Below are 20215 nucleotides of genomic sequence, written 5' to 3' on the forward strand. Positions count from 1 at the left end.
CCTCTTTCCCTCTCTCCGGACACTCTGATGAACAAACCAATACGCTCCCTGCTGCAGGGGCTGCTGCTGGCCTGCCTCTCTGCCGGCGCGCTGGCCGCATCGATGGACGCCTCCAATCAGGAGGGCGTCAGCGCCGGTAAATCGGCAAACGGCACGACCAGCGCCGACCCCGGCAGCTATTTTGAAAACTACTCGTCGGACGCGCCGCAGCGCGACCTCTACAGCGACCCGACGCAGACGTCGACCAACATAGACGTGAAGGGCCAGACGGAGCTTACGGAGTCCGACCTCGGGCAGACCGCCCGCGAGTCCTACGTAAATAACCCGGCCGACAAGCTGAGCTACGACTCCGACATGATGAAGCGCAGCGACGAAATCCGTAACAGCGCCGACGCCATTACCGGCGTGAACGGCAGCCAGTGCGTGGCGCAGGAGCTGAGTAAAACCACGTACACAACGCACGCCTGCGAGCTGGCCTCCAGCTTGTCACAGACCTGCACCCGCAAGGCCACCATCGTCACCACCGGTTCGCGGGAAAGTTACAGTACGCAACTGGTCCTCGATGCCGCAAACGCCTCGCCGGTTATGGTTGAGAACTACTGGGTCAGGTATGACTTTACGGTTCCGGATGACGGCACAATCAGCAGTGGCACGTGGGAGCAGCTGTATCCGAAAGACCCGTCCTATCACGGCGAGTCGGCCAACCGCCTCTGGTACTCCATTCAGGCGCTAGGCACCACGGTAAAAGGAAAACCTAACCGAAGCGGTACGTTTACAATCCCTACCCAGAACGTGACGAAAGGGCAGGTCGTGTCGTTATTTCTGCGTTACGACACAGACGGTAGCCTGAGCAGCGGCCGTGACGGAGTCATTCGCACGGCGGCAAACGGCACGCAAGTCTGGCGCGTCACGCTGCCGATGCAGGGCGTGCGCGACACCGTGCAGGCGGGCATTGAGTGGACCAACAGCTGTCCGGCGGACATGGGCGACGCCGTGAAGATGAGCGAGGTCTGCAGCGACCCGGGCGGGACCCGCTCGGTTACCGTGGGCGGACAGGCCTACAGCGTTTACAGCGACTGCTGGGGCTATACCACGCAGTGGAATCTCTACGAAGACGACACCAACACCTGCCAGGCCTACATCGATGACCCGAACTGCAGCGAGGGCACGCGCACCTGTACGCAGAAAATCGGCAACTACTGCGTCTACAGCAAGCTGACCTACCAGTGTGCGCACACCGTGAAGAGCACCGGCTACATCTGCGGCTCGGAGTTCTACTGCTCGGACGGCAGCTGCGCCGCCATGCATAACGGAGAGAACCAGAACTTTGAGGAGGCCGTCTCGCAGCTGGCGGCGCTGGCCGCTTACGGGCAGGACGTCAACGGCATCGACCCCAATCAGGTCACGGCGTTTACCGGTAAAGGCATGTCCTGCCGCCAGAGCGCGGCGGGCTTCAGCAACTGCTGCAAGAGCGGCGGCTGGGGGCAGGATGCGGGGCTTGCACAGTGCAACACCGAGGAGAAAGAGATCGGCACCGGCAAGGAGAAAAAGCTGGTCGTGAAGGTCGGCTCGTACTGCTCGCGCAAGGTGCTCGGCGTCTGCCTGCAGAAGAAAGAGGGCTACTGCGTGTTTGACAGCAAGCTTGCCCGCATCGTGCAGGAGCAGGGCCGCCGGGACCAGCTGGGCATCAGCTTTGGTTCCGCGAGCGACCCCGACTGCCGGGGCATCAAAATCGCCGAGCTGCAGGGCATCAAGTTTGATCATATCGACTTCAGCGACTTTTACGACGACCTCAACACCAACGTGAAGCTGCCCGATGAGGACGCCCTGCAGGACCGCATTCAGTCCGATATCCAGAACAGCCTGAAGTCAGGAGACCAGCCGTGAAAAAAATCATCTGCCTGTCGCTGCTGCTGGCGACGCTGCCGCTGCACGCGGCGGAAGATAAAAAGCCTGACGGCTATAACTACGACCCGGCCGTGGGCTGGTACTGGTACAACGAGCCGGTGAAAAAGGATGAGGAGGAGCCGCCTGCAGCGCCCCCTCCGGCCCCGCAGGAAACGCCCACGCAGAAGATGAAGCGGCTGCAGGCGTTCCGCGACAACCTGATGAACGAGGCGATGCTGCACCCCTCCTCTGAGAACATCCGGCGCTACAAAATCGTGCAGGACTGGATGGTCAATCAGGCGAGCATGTTCGCCTCCCGGTGGGAAAAGGTGCTGCTGGACAACCCGGAACTGGACTACAGCCTGAAGCACCCGTTCTACAACGGCACTGCCAACATCCAGTACACCGAGCAGCGCCAGAAGCAGCAGGCGGCCATCCGCTACGTGAACCAGCGCTACGGCGTGTTCTTCTTTTATCGCGGCAACGAGCCGCTCGACAACCGGCTCGGCGGGGTAGTGAAGGAGTTCAGCGAGCAGTATGGCCTGACCGTTATCCCCGTCACCGTTGACGGGCGCGCCAGCCCGGACCTGCCGGACACCCGCCAGAATGCCGGGCAGGCCGAGAAAATGAAAATCGAGCACTTCCCGGCCATTTACCTGGTGGAGCCGCGCACGAAGAAATACCAGCCGCTGGCCTATGGCTTCATCACCCAGGACGATCTGGCGCGCCGCATGCTCAACATCGTTACCGACTTCCAGCCCGAGGATTAACCCATGATTGCAAAACTGTTTGCCGCACTGCTGTTGCTGGCTCCCCTGCTGGCGACGGCCAGCACGATTGATGATATTGCCCGCCTGGAGCAGGCCAAGTCCGGGGAAGAAGCTCCCGCACAGTCACAGACCCCGCCGCAGAAGGAAGCCACCGCTCAGCCGGAGAGCCCGCAGCCCGCCACGCCGGGAAAATCCGTGTGGTTTCAGCTGAGCGACGGCAGGCGCGTGGACGTGGGCCACTGGCAGATTGTGCACTTCGTCCGCTCGGACTGCCCGTACTGCCACCGCTTCAACCCGACCCTGAAGTCGGTGTCAGAGCAGACCGGCATCGGCGTGTTCGTTTACAGCTTTGACGGTAAGGGCGATGCGGTGTTCCCGAAGGTCATGCCGGTGAATGACGGCATCCTGAAGGACTTCTTTGCGGAGCTGCCGCAGGCGACGCCTACGGACTTCATTATCAATACGCAGTCGCTGGTCACCATCCCGCTGTCGCAGGGGGAAATGAGTGAGGAGGCGCTGAAGTAGCGCCTGGATGAATCCTTTGCGCTGGCCGTGCGTCTGGGGGTGCTGTGATGAACAACAGACCAAATTTATTCAGCGTTTCGGCCACTTTCAGGGTAATGCCTGACGCCAGCAGTGACGCCATCGTCAGTGATCTGATGGGCGTGCTTTCCGGCCTGTCGGGTATTGAGGTGGCCTGCTACCGCGCCGGCTGTTCCGTTACCGAACTGCTGATTCACCGGGAGAAACACTCGCCTTTTTGCCTGACCATCTGGCAGGGCGAAATCAGCGTTCCCCCGGTCAGCGACGACGACCTCCGGCTTTCTCATAAGGAAATCAGCCTCCCGGATACCACCGACGTGCTCCTGCTGATCAGCACGATGGCCAGACGTGCCGGGCTGGTTCCGGCGCTGTTACCGGACCCGCACTCGTCAGTCGTGATGGAGTTCATCCGCCATGACTGATTCAGTAACCGACTTTACGAGGAATGACGCCATGCGCCGCATCTTTTCCGCTGCTCTCAGCCTCGGCCTGCTGCTGTCCTCTGCGGGCGCTTCTGCTGACGTGCAGAACGACATCAACAAATTCTTTAACGACATGGGCGGCGGCGGAGGCAACTACACGCAGGCCGCCGCCTGGCAGGGTCAGTCTGCGGGCTATCTGACCGGCGGAAACCTGTTTATCCGTACCCCGGTGCGCAACATTCAGCTGATTTCGGTGACGCTCCCGGACATCAAGTCAGGCTGCGGCGGCATCGATGCCTATCTGGGCTCCTTTAGCTTCATCAACAGCGACAGCATCAAGATCATGGGCAAGCAGATCCTCAGCAACGCGGCCGGATACGCCTTTGACCTCGGGCTTGAGACCATCTGCCCGCAGTGCAAAGCCGTCAAGGATTACCTGCAGAAGCTCGCGGCCGATACCAACAACATGAACATTTCCACCTGTCAGGCGGCGCAGTCTATCGTCGGCGGGCTGTGGCCAAAAACGCAGGCGGCCAGCGCGCAGATTTGTCAGGACCTCGGCACGAAGCACGACGTGTTCTCTGACTGGGCGGCGTCACGTCAGGGCTGCGGCGTCGGCGGCGAGACCAGCAGCGTGTTCGACAAGGCGACCGACGATGAGAAGAAGCGCATTCCGCGCAACCGCAACCTCACGTGGGACACGTTCACGAAGCTCAATCAGTTCTTCAGCAACGATCGCGCGCTCAAGGAGTTCATTATGTCGATGGTGGGCACGGTGATTTATGACGCGAACGGCAATCCGACTTTCCTGCAGCCGCGCGGCGGCAGCGAGTCAATGTTCAATACGCTGCTGAACGGCGGCACGGAGAAAATCTACCGCTGTAACGACAACGATACCTGCCTGTCGCCCACGATTGCCGACCTCACGCTCAGCGAGGACGAGGGCATGACGGGGCGGGTGCGGGACATCCTCAACGATATCTTTGATAAAAGCCGCAGCGACACCGCGCTGACCGACACCGAACGGGCGCTTATCAGCAGCACGCGGGTACGCATCCTGCGCTACACCATCGACTCCGCGTCGGTGGGCATGGACCAGAGCGTGGTGAGCAGCCTGGCGGAATACATCGCGGCTGACATGGTGATGTCCTACATCAACGGGCTGATTGACGTTGCCGCCAGCGGCGCAGCGGGCACGCTTGATACGGAAGAAGAGAACAAGCACTTCCGGGAAAACCTGCGTCAGGTGCGCAACGAGCTGGGCCAGCGCGTGTCGCGCATTCAGGTGCAGCAGAACGGGCTGGCCGAGTACGACCGCAGCCTGTCAGAAACGCGTCAGCAGCTTTCCTCTTCTGTCTCCGACAGCGTGCTGTCCAACTACCAGTTTGGAGGTAACTAATGGCTCTTGATATCTGGGTGGTCAGCGCCGGCGGCATGATCACCATGGGGCTTAACGCCGTTGCCACCATGATGGAGAACGGCGGCTGGCGCACCACGGTGTGGGTGGCGGAGACGCTGGGGATCGTGTTCTGCATCTTTACCTACCTCCGGACGCACGATCTGCGGACCATGTTCGGCTGGGGGCTTACTTTCGTCATGGTGACGGCCGTTCTGCTGACGCCCCGGGTCACGGTGGTGGTGAACGACCTGACCGCACCGGACACGATAGGGCGGGTGGACAACGTGCCGGTGGGGCTGGCGCTGCCGCTCTATCTGATTACCGGGACGGGGTACACGATGACTACCGCGTATGAGGATATTTTTCACTTCCCTGATGAGCGGGCCTACACGAAAACAGGCATGCTGTTTGCCAGCAAGCTGATGCAGGACAGCTTCACCATCGAAAGCCGCGACCCGGTGCTGTCGTATAACCTGGTGGAGTACACCAAGAACTGCGTGGTGCCGGACATCATGCTGAACCACAAGTACAGCACGCAGGACGTGATGGAGTCAGAGGACGTGCAGTCGGTGATTTTCAGTAACCCCAGCCCGCTGCGGGGTGTGTACTGGCGGGATGCGTCGGGCACCACCTTTATGTTCTGCCGTGACGCGGCGCCGAAGCTGAAAACGCTGATGACCGCGCAGAGCAACAACACGGGCACCACCTTTATGAGCCACGCTGCGCGCATGCTGCCCGGAAATACCTCTCCGCAGACGGTGTACGCCGACCAGCTGGCCGGCTCGTACAGCTACTTCTTTGACAGCAGTAAATCGGCCCAGAGCATCATGCTGCAGAACATCGCGGTGGCTGGCCTGCGCCGGGGCCTGAACAGCTACGTGAAGGGCATGAACGATACCGCATCCATGGTTGATATCGCCTCGGAACAGTCGCTGATGAAGCTGCGGCTGTCGCACGCGGTGAGCTACACCATCGCAACTGAAGTGCTGCCGCAGCTGCACACCGTGCTGATGCTGTTCTGTATCTGCATCTTCCCGGTGATGATACTGGCGCTGTACGTGCGTGAGATTGCCTGGTCCGTCATCAAGAGCTACCTGAACTTCATGGGCAGCCTGATGCTGTGGCCCATCATGTTCGCCATCTTTAACTTTGCGGTGAACTACAGTACGCAGAACAGCTTTCAGGCCACCGGCCCGACGCTGTCTAACATGAACCGCCTGATGGAAACCAGCACCACAACCGCAGGTATTGCGGGCTGGCTGATGCTGTCTATCCCGTTCCTGGCGTTCCGCCTATTTACCGGGCTGGGTCAGGGCTTTGCGAGCCTCAGCTCCAGCCTGGGCAGCGCGCTCAGCAGCGCTTCCGCCGCAGACTCAGCCGCTGTGGCTTCGGGGAATCTCAGCGCCGGTAACGTTCAGGTGGATAACGTCAACGGCTTTAAAACCAACCTTAACCGTGATCTGCGCGAAGGGATGAGCACCCTGCAGCTTGGTACTGGCGCCTCTCGAACTTTCACTCCGGATGGGCAAACTGTCTATGACTCAACTGGCGCAACAAGCCGTTTACCTGTTGATCTTCATCTGGACAGGAATCTGGCCAGCGCCGCGCAGCGTTCCGTGCGCGACAGTCAGGCGCAGACCGAATCGGCCATGCAGGGTTACAACCATTCCGTTCAGGAAACCGGCTCGCAGCTTAAACAGTTCCATGAGCAGTTCGGTAACAGCGATTCGAAAACGCTGTCCGCCTCAACCGGTCTGAGCGTAACGGATGCAGAGCGCGTGAACAGAATGCAGAACGTGGCACAGGATTATGCCACCCGTAATCATGTCAGCCTTGATCAGGCTTATTCGGAGCTGGAAAGTAAGTCTCGTGATCTTGCTGTAAATGCTGGAGTAAGGGGGCAAGCTGGTTTCGATAGCAGTAAGCAATTATTTGGTAAAACGGGCGAGTTAATGACGGGATTCTCGGGCAAAATCGATGCTCATGGTGGGCTCGAGAAAACTGGTCGAACTGGTTCAACCTCACAAATATCTGAAGGTGGCAGAGCAGGTGAAAATAACTCCCAAACACTCTCAGCTCGTGAATCTCAGGACTTCAGCCAGGGCATGGACGTGCTGCGTAATTACAACACGTCGTTTAACGGGCAGCATGTGGATAACAATGCATCCGGCCTGATGAATCAGATCTCGTCTGGCATTACTACGTCTGACAGCAAGTATGAGCAGTATACGGCCAGTCAGTCGCACACTCATGAACTGCAGAAAATGGCATCTCAGACGGAAACGCTCAGCGCAGGTGCTCGCGACAATTACACTCAGCAGTTTGTACAGTGGACGCTGCAGCGTTCACCTGAAAATGCAGAGACCATCCTCAGCAATACGTCAGATGAGAACGTGCAAAAACAGCGTGACGGGCTGGTGCAGGAGTTCTTCGCTGAGAAACTTAAGGGTCGCATTGACGAAAATTATGAGCAGAATTCGGGCAGGACGGGTGAAGGTATTTCATCACCAGCAAACACAGCAGGTTCTCAATTTGGGAAGGCATATGAAAATGCAAACCGGGATATTGACGCTGGAGTGGGCAGAAATAATATTAATGCTGGAATAAATAATGAGGTTGAGGCTCAACGTGCAATGGTAAAAGATAGAGCTTTAAACGCCGAGCAGGAGCTTAAAAATGGTAAGGTGGATGCAAATGGTTCTTATGGATCTCGAAAACATGAATTTGATGATAAATCTGAGGAGTTTTCAGCTAATAAAAGAGCAGCAGAATCCCATCAGAAAGAGACGTCATTAAACATAGTTGGAGAGAAAACATATAAGGATTTTGAAAAGAAACTAGATGATTCAAAAAATAAATAGGAGTATGGTGAATAATGAAAATCACTCATAAAGAAATCAGGCATGATACAGAAGAGATAACCAAGCTAGCATTAACTTCAGATAAAGAAATCCCTTCATTTCTCTCTCCAATAAAAAGGCTGAAGTTTCATTTAATAATCTTCTATTTATTCTCGGCAATGACTCTATTCTTCATGCCCCAAAATGCTGATTTTTTAACGTGGGTTGGTTTGCTTGGTTTTGGTACTTTGAACTGGATATTTATCCTTGGTTATTTATTCGGCTATGACTATCTCTTTAGTATGGTTAATTCTCCAGCTATCAGGGAGCTAAAGCTAGTTAAAATAATGGCAAAAAAAATACATGCTTACGGGCTTATTTGGTTGATATCTATAATTATTCTTGGTGTTGCGTCTCTGGTAACTGAATTGAGTATTGGCTCCTTGGTAATTGGCAATTTCATACTAACCTTGTTAGGGATTATGATATTTAGCGTTGATGTTTCAAGATATCAATTATCTGGAGTTGTAGGGGTCGTTTCGGGATTTAGAAGTAAATAGTACTCGCTCCGTATCGCTGAGGTTTCATTACATATTTCTCGCGCTTGAACAGGGCGCGATTAATATCGTCTATAAGGTGTAAAAATGCTTATATACATTACCCCGTCATATTACTTGAAATATTCCAATATCTCTGTTGACCTCATTGATGTCGAAGTTCCTGAGCTGAGTTTGCATTTGCGTGCGGGCCATGACATTACAGTTCGTTATCCTTCTCGTAATAAACAGCTCCACTATGTCTGTCGAAAGAAAGGACATAAGGCTATATATGGAATATTGCTTGAAACAGACCGACCCGTAACGGACTTCACACTCATCACGCGCTGGGCGGTGCAGGGAAACGTGTCAGTTCACCGGGTACATATGCATATTTCAGGTGAAGGGGAGGCCGCCACCGACCTTATTCACCTGTGGAGTGCATTCTCACGCACGACATTTGACAGCCGGATCCCCGCAGCGGCCCGGAACTGGACGCCGGCGAGCTGTCAGCCCCGCCTGACGGTATCCGCGTCCGACAGACCTTCCGAGCGTGAGCCTGAAATCTGGCGGCGTGCTGATCCCGGCGGCATCGTCCGTGAACAGACGGAGTTCTTCACCATGGCCGCCGTAGAGCCTGAACGGCTGGTCACGGAATGGTGGGGAAATGACCGGCTGCCTCCCCCGGAGGATGCCTTTCCCTGCACCGTCCGCGACGTGCCCGGTACGCTACGGGTGCTTTATCCACGGGTCGGCGTCACGGTCTGCCCGCTGAGTGAGCAGGCGGAACTGATTAAAACCGACCTGCAGCGTGAGGGAATGACCGAGGCATGGAAAAGGATTATGGAGCCGGTGCTGAACGATGTCAGGCGAGCCAGCCCCGTGTTTTTCACCAACACTTCCAACCTGATGGACAGCATCCGGCGTCATTCCGGCAGCTATCAGGCAATGTCCGAAGCCGACAAGCGCTTCGTCAGCGAACAGATTAACCAGCCGCTGTTTCAGGTCTCTGACTGCTGAGACCGCCCGCCGCACGTCCTGACGCTCCCTGCGTCTGGCGGAGGAGGCGGAACATCACGCCAGCCCATCCGGGCACGTACGCACCACGACTGACCCCCTGAGAGAAAACTATGCCTGCCAACGTTATCCGCGTCACTCACGTGACCTGCGGCGACCCGAACGCGCCGGTCGCCTTTTTTGCCGCTGATGCGGCAAGCCTTGTCCGCTTTGAAACCACCCCGGGGCAGGATCCCGCCCGGGTTTATTCCGTGCTCTTTCACCTGTGGGATGGAGCGATTAATCCGGCTTACGACCCGCTCACCGGCTGCGGTACTTTCCTGACGCTCGACCGGGACCCCGACATTGCCAGTTATGAATTCAGCGAAAGTGCATCGGATGCCCCGGAGGTCCGCATTTTTAAATCAGTCACAACGCAGGGCTGGAACTTTCTCCCTGAAGACGTGCTGCGCACGGCAAAAGCACAGACACAGGCGGTCCCGGGTTCGGAGCAGCTTCGCCAGCTGGCCATTATGGAGGGCGACCTGTTGGTCATGGCCGCCTTGCAGCGCCTGCATCAGGGGGAAGAGTGTCCGCTCAGTCGCCAGATGTACGCCACTGCCGCGCACTACGTGGATTTTATGCACGATAACCTGCACGGCCTGACGCCGGCAGCCGACTCGCTGGCACGTCGCGTCTTCAGCGTCGCGTGCGATATCAGCGCACCCGAATGGCACCTGAGCCTCGATGAAATGGCTTACGTCTACAGGGAGGCCGTCTGATGAGTCTTAACGCACGCGACTTTACCCAGGGCGGTCAGGTCATGAAGTACATGATCGGCATGTTCCTGCAGATCATGAATATTGCCTCGTACTGGGTGCTGCTGCTCTCCGTCGTGGTGTTCTTCGCCTGGATGCTGCTGCGTCTCACCCTGCAGGAGTTCGTGCACGGCGGGGCGTACTGGATGATCCGCTGGTGCATTATGCCTTTTAAACACGTCACGGGCCGCACCCCCGGCGGGAGCTGGACCTTTCACTTTGAGCGCGCCAACGGCGAGATAGTGGCCTTTAAGCACACCGCGCAGCAGGTAATGGACGACCCCTATTTCGTGCAGATGGGCATGCACGTAAAGGACGTGGCTTTCTACGGCTGGGGCATTGCCGCCTTCAGCTTTATCGGCGCCATTACCGCCATCACCTGGTACCTCGGACGCAAGGGTGAAAAACAGCGCGAGAGTGAAATTACCGGCGGCCGCGTGCTGGCAGACGGCCCGAAGGAAGTTAACCGGCTGCTGAAAAAGGCGGGCATGATGTCCCCCCTCAGCATCTGCGGGCTGCACATTCTGAAAGACTCAGAAATGCAGAACTTTGGCTTTCACGGCACCGTCGGGTCGGGCAAGAGTACCGCGATCAACGACCTGCTCACGCAGCTGCGCGCGCGTGGTGACCGCGTCATCATCTATGACAAGGGTAACAACTTCATCCCCACCTTTTACCGTCAGGACAAGGACAAGATCCTTAACCCGTTCGATCAGCGCTGCCCGTTCTGGGACCTGTGGGAGGAGTGCCGGACCGTCGGAGACTTCGAAAACTTCGCAACCTCACTGCTCCCCGACAGCAGCGGCAGCAGCGATCCGTTCTGGGTGCTGTCGGCCCGCTCGCTGTTCGTGGCCACGGCCCGGCGCATGGCGCGGGAGAAAAACCGCAGCATCGGCGAGCTGCTGAAAAAGCTGATGTCCATCAGCCTGGCGGATTTGCGCCAGTTCCTTGAAGGCACGGACGCCGCTAACCTGGTGGACGGCAGCATCGAGAAAACCGCGATGACGATCCGCACCATCCTGACCACCTATGTGCGATCGCTCCGCTATCTGCAGGGCCTTGATGAGGACGGAAAGCGTCCATTTAACATCCGCGACTGGCTGCACACCGAGGACGCTAGCGGGGATAACCCGTGGATTTTCATCTCCAGCGATGGCCAGAACCATAACGCGCTTAAGCCGCTGCTGAGCGCATGGCTCTACATGACCATGTCAGGTGTTCTCGGGCTCAGGGCAGACCGCAACCGCCGCATCTGGATTTACCTGGATGAGGCCCCGTCGCTGCACAAGCTGCCTATTCTCCCGGAGTTCTGCGCCGAGGGCCGTAAGTTCGGCGGCTGCACGGTGCTGGGCCTGCAGAACTTCCCCCAGATGGAGGAAACGTACGGCACCAACGCCGCCAAATCCATCTGGGACCTGCTGAACACCCGCATTTTCTATCGTGCGCCCAGCGGCTCGATTGCCGAATGGGTTCAGAAAGAAATCGGTGAAAAGCGTCACAAGAAGTTTAAGGACCAGTACAGCTACGGCGTGGACATCATCCGTGACGGGGTGCAGTTCTCCAAAGATGAGATCAACGAGTATCTGGTGAGCTACTCCGACGTGCAGAGCCTGAATGACCTGGAGTGTTACATCACCCTGCCGGGCGAATGGCCGGTGGTGCGCATGAAGCTGCCCTGGAAGCCGTACCGTGAAATCGCCGAGGGTCGCATCCAGCGTGAGGTGCAGGACGTGTTTGATCCGGACATCGAGGCCGCGCTCTCAGGCGAAACCAGCGATGACCAGACCGGCCAGATTGTTGGCCGTCTGTTCGGGGATGCGTCCGCAAAAGAGGACAGCGAAACCAGCGGCGCCGCTCCTGCAGATGCTCAGGGAAGTGGGTCTGCAGCTGCAGCGACTGCTCCTGCAGAAGCTTCATCAGCAGCACTGGAAACCCGGACCGATACGGCGACGCAGCAGGCCGGAGGCCGCGTAACGGCACTGCCAGCGCCCACGGCAGAAGCCGTTCCCGCCGCTTCACCACCGTCTTCTCCCTCATCGACCACTAGTACAACTGAATCCCGCCATAGCGAAAGCGAAAAGGCACTTCAGCCCCCGGACATCGTCAAGCACAAAAGCGGTGATTTTGGTTTAGACCGCAACTGAGGTGACACATGCTATCCGTTTCCACAGTCAAAAGCGCCGGCAAGGCCGGCGCCTACTACACCGCTGAGGATAACTATTATTTTCTCGGCGAGCAGTCTACGGAGTGGTACGGCACGGGCGCGGAGAATCTGGGCCTTGAGGGCCCGGTCAACCGCGATACCTTCGTGCAGGTGCTGGAAGGTCAGCTGCCGGACGGGACCGACCTCCGGCGGATGCAGGGCGACGTTAACAAGCATCGCCCGGGCTACGACCTGACCTTTTCCGCGCCCAAAAGCGTGTCCGTGCTGGCGCTGGTCACCGGCGATAAGTTCCTGGTGGAATCTCACCGCGAGGCGGTGCGCCGCACCCTGGACGACGTTGAGAAGCTGGCCACTACCCGCACCATGACCGACGGCATCTCCGAAATGGAGAAGACCGGCAACATCGTCGCCGCCGTTTTTATGCACGATACCAGCCGTAACCTGGAGCCACAGGTGCACTCGCATGCGGTACTGGCCAACGCGACGCTGTCAGAAGCGGGCTGGAAAACCTTATCCACGGACATCAGCGGGCGTCAGGGCTTTACCGACGTGGTCTGGAAGGAGCAGGTCAGCCTGGGGGCGCTGTTCCGCGCCCACCTGCGCGGCCTTATCGAGCCAGAGGGCTACCCCATTACCGAAACCGGCCCGCGCGGCGAGTGGGACATCACCGGTGTGCCGGTAAAGCCGTTCTCCTCGCGCCGTGAGGAAATTCTGGCCGCCGTGGGCCCTGACGCGACCGCAAAGCAGAAGAGCATGGCGGCGCTCGATACGCGCAAGGTCAAGGAGTTCGGTGGCATGGAGGGCGTGCGCGAACACTGGCAGACCGTGCTGGAAGAGACCGGCTTTGACACAGAGGCCTTCCGGAATGAGGTTGAAGCCCGGCGTGAACGTCTGGCAGAGGAGCGAGAACGGGGCGACAGCACACCGCCGCCCCCGGCAGAGATTGAGGCGGCGGTGCGCGACGCCATTGAGCGACTGTCATCCCGGAGCGTGCGCGTGACCTATGACGACGTGCTGACCAGCACGCTTAATCACGTGCCGGTGGAGGCCGGCGTTTACGGGCGGGTGCGCAGCGCGGTGGACAACGCCATCGGTCGCGGCCAGCTGATAGCCGTCGATAAGAACCAGACGCTGTTCACCACCGCCACCCACGTGCGGGACGAAGCGCGCCTGTCGCAGCTGGCCGCCGGGATGGCGGAAAAGCGGGGCGGGCTGACGGCGCCTGCGGGTGAAAAAGGCGTGCTGGCGCAGGTGGCCGACGCCGACAGGGCGGTATCCCTTATCGACGTGCGCGGCGGCACGCAGTTTATCAGCGACTTCAGCCGCAGCGTGACGGACATGGCGCGCGACGGCGGGCGACCGCTGGTCGTGGTGGCCGCCGACGGCGCCGCGCGTAAGCGCCAGCAGCAGGACTTTGGCGATAAGCCCGGCGTCACGCTCATGACGGCGCAGGAGATGGCCGGGGCGGAGCTGCCGGCGCGCGCGCTGCTGCTGGTCGCCGAGTCTGAACGCTTCAATACTTCCGGGCTGCACGACGTGCTGAAAACGGCCGCGCAGCATGAGGCCACCACGCTTGTGACCGATACGCACGCCCGGCGCGCGGCCGGCTTTGCTTCGGAGATACTCACCGCTGCCGGCGTGAAGCAGTTCACCGCTTCACCGAAGAGTGAAAACGTGCGCGTCACGATGGTGCAGAAGGATACCGTTGAGGATCGCCTCGGCGTGGCGGCGCGCTATTACGCACAGGAGAAGGCGCAGGGCCGCCCCGTCTCGCTGCAGGCGGGCAACGCCCGCACCCGCGACCAGCTGACCGGCATGACGCGTGAAGTGCTGACCGATGAGGGGCAGCTCGGCCGCGTGCTGGGTGAGGTGACGGCGCGGGTGCCGGTGTGGCTGGACGCCACCAACCGTAACGACCGCAGCGTCTACCGCGCGGGCATGGTGCTGGAGCGCCATGAGAATGACGGGAACAGGACGTCATTCATCATCACCGGCGTCAGCGAGCGGCATAACCTGCTGACCCTTTCGGATGATAAAGGGGCCACCCGGGGCGTCAACATCAGCAGCATCGACAGCCACTGGCGGCTTTACCGGGAGAAAAAGCTGGAGCTGCGCGAGGGTGAGCAGCTGCGCGCCACCGCAGACCTCCGCGCCCGCGCGGGCAGCGGCGAGCGGCTCACGGTCACCGGGGTGAAGGAGGGGCGCTGGCTGTTTAAGGACGTCATCACGATGCAGAACGCTAAGGGCGAAACGGTTAAGGTCGACCGCCACGCGCCGCTTTATGCAGATTACGCCTACGCGGAGTCCTTCGGTGCCACGCGGCGCACGCAGGGTAGCGTGGTGGCGGTACTGGCAGGTAAAGAGGTTAACGACGCCACGGTCAATATGCTGCGCCGCAGCGGCTCTGATGTCATGGCCTTTACGCCGCTGGACGAGGCGACCATCGGGCGCCGCCTGGAGGAAAACCGGCCCGTGGTGAGCGTCACGCAGGGCATTAAGTCGCTGTCGGGAGAAAGCGACCTGACGGACGCACTGCGGGCGCTGGAGGCCAGGAAGATGACGCAGCCCGAGCGCGCCACGCGTCTGGCCATCGAGAAAGCCACCGGCACCGGGGTGACCTTCGCCGGCCTGCGGGTCATGGCGGACGTTATCAGCGACAACAGCCGCATCACCCCACAGCGCGCGGAGCAGGAGCTGCTTCGCCTGGCGGAAAGGGGCGAAATCCGGGAACTGAGCGGCGAGCAGGGCGCGGCAGGCCTCTTTATCTCGCGGGAAAACTTCGACAACGAGGTGACGGTACTTCGCCATATGGCCGAGGGCAAAAACAGCGTGAAGCCGCTGCTGCCGGCAGGCCTGAGCGTGGAAAACGCTGCGGGCCTGACCGGTGGCCAGCGCGACGCAGGCAATCTTATCCTCACCACGCGCGATCGCTTTGTGGCCATTCAGGGCTACGCCGGCGTGGGGAAAACCACGCAGTTCCGCACGGTGTCTGCCGCGCTCGGTGCGCTGGAAGACGGCCCTGAAATCCGGGGGCTGGCGCCCACGCACCGCGCGGTGAGCGAACTCTCCGGGGCGGGCATTCCCGCCCAGACCATCGCCAGCTTCCTCAGCGAGAGCAGCCAGTGGCAGGCCGCCGGTCAGGCGCGCGACTTCAGCAACACGGTATTTGTCATCGATGAGTCCTCCATGAACGGCAACGCCCAGATGGCCGCCCTGATGAACGTTATCGCAGGGGGCGGGGGCCGCGCGGTGGTGAGCGGCGACCGGGACCAGCTCAAATCGCTGGAGTCCGGCGCGCCGTTCGCGCTGGCGCTCGACCGCAGCGCGGCGGATGCGGCGGTCATGAAGGAAATCGTGCGTCAGATCCCCGCGCTGAAGCCCGCCGTGGAGGCGGTCATCGCCGGAAACGTGCGCGAGGCGGTGCGCGTGTCGGCGGAAATCAGCCCGGACACCGTGCCGCGAAGCAGGGGGGCTTATGTGCCGGAGAGCAGCGTCATGGACGGTGGCCGGCTCGCCAAGGAAGCGGCCGGCCCGGACGCGGCGCCCGGCGAGGCGGACAAGCCGGACCTTATCGGGATGATTGCCGATGACTACGCCGGGCGGACGCCGGAGGCGCGTGACAATACGCTCATCGTGGCTGAGCTGAACGATGACCGGGTGGGCATCAACCGGGCCGTTCACGAAAAACTCAAAGCGCAGGGGGATTTGCGTGACGGTGTCACCGTCACGCTGCTGTCACGCGTGAATAACAGCAACGCGGACCTCGGCCGTCAGGCTTTCTGGAGAGCGCAGGAGGGCAACGTAGTGCGCCGGGGCGAGTCCTACTGGCGCGCAGGCCAGACCGATAAGGACAGCGGCGTGGTGCACATGAAGGGGCTGGACGGTGCGCCGGACCGCTGGATGAGTCCGGCGGAGCTGCGCAAGGAGGAAGTAGCGGTGTTTGAGGAGGTGCAGCGTGAGTTCAGCACCGGCGACAAAGTGCGCCTGACGGCGACCGACCGCGACCGCAACCTGCGGGCCAGCGACATGGCGGTAGTGTCGGGCATTACCGGTGACGGGCGGGTTACGCTGGATACGGGCGACCGGCAGCTGAGCTTCGCGCCTACAGAGCGATACGCCGATCGTCACATGGACTACGGCTACGCCGTGACGACGTACAGCTCGCAGGGCGCATCCGTTAAGTACCTGATTGGCCTGTTTGGCGAGGAGGGGGCACGAAAAATGATGGCGGCGCTCGACAGCACCTACGTGCAGCTTTCAAGGGCGAAGGAGCACGTTCAGACGTACTTTGACAACCTTTCAGGCTGGACCACGCGGGTTGAAAGCCGAAGCGGACGGCGCGAAACCGTGCACGACGTGGTGATGCGCGGGGAGGACGTGCGCGCGGGCCGTGAGGTGCAGCAGTGGGACAAAAGCCTGCCGGTGCACGAAACGCGGCTCGGTGACCGTACCGACCAGCAGCTTACCGCTGACGCCCGCTTTCTTGCGGGCAAAACGCCGGAGCTGCTCTGGCCGGTGCTTAATGAACACGGGCGCCAGCGGGGCAACTGGCACGTGCCCGTGTCTCCTGCTTCAGGCGAAATCAGCTTTGCCGGCGCCCACTATGAGGGGGCGGCGGACGGTGAGCGCATCGTGCTGCAGCGCGGTGAAAAGCACGGAAAGGTGCTGGAGGCCGCGGATTTGGCGGAGGCGATGGCGCTGATGAAGGAGAACCCGGAGAGCCCCGTCGTGCTCGCTGCTGACCACAGTGAACGTTCAGGCACCGATGGCACCGCTGAGTCACGCGATGCAGCAGCCGGCGGCGAGGAGCTGGACCGCCGCGAGGCGGAAGTGCTGGAGAATGCGTTGAAGGACGCTCTGGGTCAGAAGGAGAAAGAGCCGGACGCCCCCCTGCGCGAAGAGTCTGGCAACGCACCCGAAGAGCGGGATGCGGACCGCGAGGCTGCGCTCCAGGCAGCGCTGGAGGAACTGCAGAGCGAGGAGGCGCTGGACTACCGCGACTACGACCTGTCGCCTGAGCGCGAGGACCGCGCGGCAATGATGAATGACGAAGTGAACGTGGTGCGCCATGAGCGCAGCGAACCCGAGCCGGAGTTTGGCCATAAACCTGAGAAGACACTGGAGTAATGATGACGACACTGCTTATTACCGCCACCGTGGCGGTTTCTCTGCTGATGCTGCTGGTCTGGCTGCCGGAGATGCGCGAGGCCGGACCGCTGCTGCGGCGCTGGAGCCGGGGCGGGGACGGCCCGGGCATTCCGGGCATCGGACAGGCGGTGGACAACGCCGTCGGCGTGTTTGCCCGGGTGCACAGTCTGCCGGAGGAGGACGCGGCGCGCGTGCGCGACATGAAGGTGCGCCCCGCCATGATGCCGGTGACGCTCCTGCTGCATCCGCAGCTGGTGAGGCGAGAGCACGGACGCTTCGTGCGGGGGCGTAACCTGACCACCGTGATTGCCGGTCTGATTGTCATCGCGCTGATATTCCCGCCGGTCACGGGCATCGCGCTGCACAACATCAGCCTGTGGATTTTTCCGCTGCTGAACGTGGCCGCTTTCGTGGCCGGCGTGCAGCTGGTGAAGCAGACGTACTCGGACATGAGCCTGCTGAACGTGCTGATCACCGGTAAACCTGACTGACACCCTGCCGGCTGCCGCCCTGCGGTTGGCCGGTCCCTCGCGTCCAGGATTAAAAATCCGGCACGCTCACGACCCTCTGAGGTAAACCCCATGAAAAAAATCCTGCTGCTTATGAGCGGCCTCATCCTGCTTTGTCCGGCTGTCCGGGCAGAAGCGCCTGAAGTCAGGGTCGCCTTCTCACCGGACGGCGGCGCTGAAACGCTGGTGCTCAGCGTCATTGACAGTGCCCGTGCAGAAATCCGGCTGGCCGGTTACAGCTTCACGTCACCTGAGGTGGCCCGATCGCTTATCAGGGCTAAAGCGCGCGGCGTGGACGTTCTCGTCGTGCTGGATGAAAGGGCAAATCAGAACCGTAAAAGCCAGACGGCCATCGGTCTTCTCGCGGGCGGCGACATTCCTGTCCGGCTGAACGGCCGGTTCGCGGCACTGCATGACAAGTTCATTGTGGCGGACCGTCAGACGGTCGAAACCGGCAGCTTCAATTACACCCAGGCCGCTGCGCACATGAACAGTGAAAACGCGATGGTCATCAGCAGCGCCCCGGAAGTCGCCAGTCAGTATCTGCAGCACTGGAATGCCAGGTGGTCAGAAGGCACAGATTACACGCTTCCATACTGATCCTTTTCTTAAAGTCAGGCCTGCACGCGCGCCAACGCGGAGGGCCTGAAATAAAGTTAAGTCGCTGATTCCAGGGAACTGTAGTATGCTCCACAAAATTCTGTCTGAATTTTTGTGGGGGAGCAGAGATGTCACGAGCAGACAACGCGGGATCTTCAACCTCGAAAAGGCTCTACCGGAAAGGTATTTCCCTGTCCGGCGCGGAAAAGCAGCGGGAATTTACCGCACGCAAACGCGAAACGCATAAGTCACTCAACGTGTTTATTCATAACGCTCATAAAGAGGGACTGGATCAGCTATGTGCGGAGCGGGGCATGACTCAGGCCGAAATGGTTGAATCACTTATCGAGCAGGAATTAGGCAAAGAAGCGGACCCGAATTTCAAGGTTATTGAATGACATCATTGCCAGCCATGAGCGTGAGTGTTAAATTGCAGACCGTAACGAATTTTGGTGGGCCACGCCGCAAGGTGGCAAGAGACTGGTGCTGACGGATTACTGAAGGCCAGAAAAAAGAAAACCCCGATAATCTCTGAGTTTGGCGACCTGGAAGATTAACGGGGCTCACATATTCTGCATAGAAGCTGTTGCTCTATGCGGGGAGTATAGTTACATGCCCAGAAAACTGCAATACCTTCTGTGCTCACTCCTTCTGTGCAACGTAAGCGCAGGATGGCGTGACTGAACAGATATCTGAAAACACATCATTTTACCGGCAGGTAAAAAATCCTTACCCGGAGTTTGTCCCGGTAAAGGGAAAGAAAACGCTGCCGTTCTGCGAAAAAATCCGCCAGAAGGCCGTCGGCTTCACACAGCGCGTGGAGTTTCAGACCCTGATTGCCATGTCTATCGCACGTGGAGAGCGCAGGCGCAGGCCTCCTGTGCTCCGCATCCGTGCACTTGAAGCTTCTCTTCAGGCAATGTGCTGGTATTTTAATCCTCTGGCCAATCGTGTCGGGTCTTCACTGACGACCATGAGTGTCCGGTGTGGACTCGCCACCGAGAAAAAACGGCTGTCGATTACGCGCTTTACGGGCGCATGCCGTACGCTTGAGCAGCTTAAGCTCATCACCTACAACACCGAGTACGATAAAGAAATCGGCTGTAATATCCCGACCGACATCACGTTTACGCCGCTGATGTGGCAGATGCTGGACGTCTCAGAAGAGGCTGTTGCGGCCGCGCGTCGGAGTCGCATTGAGTGGGAAAATCGTCAGCGTGAGAAGAAAGGCCTGCCGCGTGCAGACGCCGGCGAACTCATCAGCGCAGCATGGGCCTTCGTGCGCGAACGTTTCCGGGAATACCAGAAATCACGCCGCGAGCATGGCATCAAGCGTCACCGTGCGCGTAAGGATGCCCCGCGCACGCGTAAGGATATTGAGGCCCTTGTACGTACTCAGCTGAACAAAGAGATTGTTAAAGGCCGCTTCTTTGGCGGGCTCGATGCGGTGCGTGCTGAGATTGAGCGGCGCGTTACTGAGCGTATGAAGCTTTCGCGCGGACGATATACACGACTGGATGATGACCTGCTGATCACGACCTGACAAGGCTGAATCAACGATCTGACCCCGAGGCGCTAATGCG

The 20215-nt window shown here is 59.6% G+C and carries 16 protein-coding genes; all 16 read left to right on the forward strand.

What is annotated here, in order from left to right; all coding sequences use genetic code 11:
- Positions 1 to 27: 27 nt before the first annotated feature.
- Positions 28 to 1887 (forward strand): conjugal transfer protein TraN, encoded by a 1860-nt coding sequence (locus FT726_RS04755; RefSeq protein ID WP_346302459.1) that lies wholly within the window; start codon positions 28 to 30, stop codon positions 1885 to 1887.
- Complete coding sequence (gene traF / locus FT726_RS04760; RefSeq protein ID WP_346302460.1) at positions 1884 to 2657, forward strand: type-F conjugative transfer system pilin assembly protein TraF; 774 nt, start codon at positions 1884 to 1886, stop codon at positions 2655 to 2657. Before FT726_RS04755 ends, traF (FT726_RS04760) begins: the two co-directional genes overlap by 4 nt.
- A gap of 3 nt (positions 2658 to 2660) precedes the next feature.
- Positions 2661 to 3182: a conjugal transfer protein TraF gene (traF, locus tag FT726_RS04765; RefSeq protein WP_346302461.1), complete on the forward strand. Its 522-nt coding sequence runs from the start codon at positions 2661 to 2663 to the stop codon at positions 3180 to 3182.
- 47 nt (positions 3183 to 3229) lie between these two features.
- The gene (locus FT726_RS04770) at positions 3230 to 3622 is read left to right on the forward strand and encodes a hypothetical protein (protein WP_346302462.1); all 393 of its coding nucleotides are present in this window, start codon (positions 3230 to 3232) and stop codon (positions 3620 to 3622) included.
- Positions 3615 to 5021 carry a conjugal transfer protein TraH gene (locus FT726_RS04775; protein WP_346302463.1) on the forward strand — a complete coding sequence of 469 codons (1407 nt, stop codon included), beginning with the start codon at positions 3615 to 3617 and terminating at the stop codon, positions 5019 to 5021. Before FT726_RS04770 ends, FT726_RS04775 begins: the two co-directional genes overlap by 8 nt.
- A complete protein-coding gene (gene traG / locus FT726_RS04780) occupies positions 5021 to 7882 on the forward strand; it encodes a conjugal transfer mating-pair stabilization protein TraG (RefSeq protein ID WP_346302464.1) in 2862 nt (953 codons plus the stop codon). The genes FT726_RS04775 and traG overlap by 1 nt, the downstream gene beginning before the upstream one ends.
- Before the next feature lie 14 nt (positions 7883 to 7896).
- A complete protein-coding gene (locus FT726_RS04785) occupies positions 7897 to 8421 on the forward strand; it encodes a hypothetical protein (protein ID WP_346302465.1) in 525 nt (174 codons plus the stop codon).
- Between the two features lie 84 nt (positions 8422 to 8505).
- Positions 8506 to 9417 carry a DUF6012 family protein gene (locus tag FT726_RS04790; RefSeq protein ID WP_346302466.1) on the forward strand — a complete coding sequence of 304 codons (912 nt, stop codon included), beginning with the start codon at positions 8506 to 8508 and terminating at the stop codon, positions 9415 to 9417.
- 110 nt (positions 9418 to 9527) lie between these two features.
- Positions 9528 to 10175 (forward strand): hypothetical protein, encoded by a 648-nt coding sequence (locus FT726_RS04795; RefSeq protein ID WP_346302467.1) that lies wholly within the window; start codon positions 9528 to 9530, stop codon positions 10173 to 10175.
- Positions 10175 to 12355, forward strand: coding sequence for a type IV conjugative transfer system coupling protein TraD (gene traD, locus FT726_RS04800; RefSeq protein ID WP_346302468.1), 2181 nt, complete (start codon positions 10175 to 10177; stop codon positions 12353 to 12355). Before FT726_RS04795 ends, traD begins: the two co-directional genes overlap by 1 nt.
- Positions 12356 to 12363: 8 nt before the next feature.
- Positions 12364 to 17502, forward strand: a complete 5139-nt coding sequence (mobF, locus tag FT726_RS04805; RefSeq protein WP_346302469.1) for a MobF family relaxase — start codon at positions 12364 to 12366, stop codon at positions 17500 to 17502.
- Positions 17502 to 18014, forward strand: a complete 513-nt coding sequence (locus tag FT726_RS04810; RefSeq protein ID WP_346302470.1) for a hypothetical protein — start codon at positions 17502 to 17504, stop codon at positions 18012 to 18014. The genes mobF and FT726_RS04810 overlap by 1 nt, the downstream gene beginning before the upstream one ends.
- A 90-nt stretch (positions 18015 to 18104) precedes the next feature.
- Positions 18105 to 18632: a phospholipase D family protein gene (locus tag FT726_RS04815; RefSeq protein ID WP_346302471.1), complete on the forward strand. Its 528-nt coding sequence runs from the start codon at positions 18105 to 18107 to the stop codon at positions 18630 to 18632.
- A 128-nt stretch (positions 18633 to 18760) separates the two neighbouring features.
- Positions 18761 to 19030: a replication regulatory protein RepA gene (repA, locus tag FT726_RS04820; RefSeq protein ID WP_346302472.1), complete on the forward strand. Its 270-nt coding sequence runs from the start codon at positions 18761 to 18763 to the stop codon at positions 19028 to 19030.
- A gap of 214 nt (positions 19031 to 19244) precedes the next feature.
- Positions 19245 to 19316: a RepA leader peptide Tap gene (tap, locus tag FT726_RS27620; protein ID WP_407075049.1), complete on the forward strand. Its 72-nt coding sequence runs from the start codon at positions 19245 to 19247 to the stop codon at positions 19314 to 19316.
- On the forward strand, positions 19309 to 20175 hold the full coding sequence (gene repA, locus FT726_RS04825) for a plasmid replication initiator RepA (RefSeq protein WP_346302473.1): 867 nt from the start codon (positions 19309 to 19311) through the stop codon (positions 20173 to 20175). The genes tap and repA (FT726_RS04825) overlap by 8 nt, the downstream gene beginning before the upstream one ends.
- Positions 20176 to 20215: the final 40 nt, after the last annotated feature.

The sequence above is a fragment of the Pantoea sp. Morm genome (genome assembly GCF_016643525.1).
Lineage (GTDB): Bacteria > Pseudomonadota > Gammaproteobacteria > Enterobacterales > Enterobacteriaceae > Pantoea > Pantoea dispersa.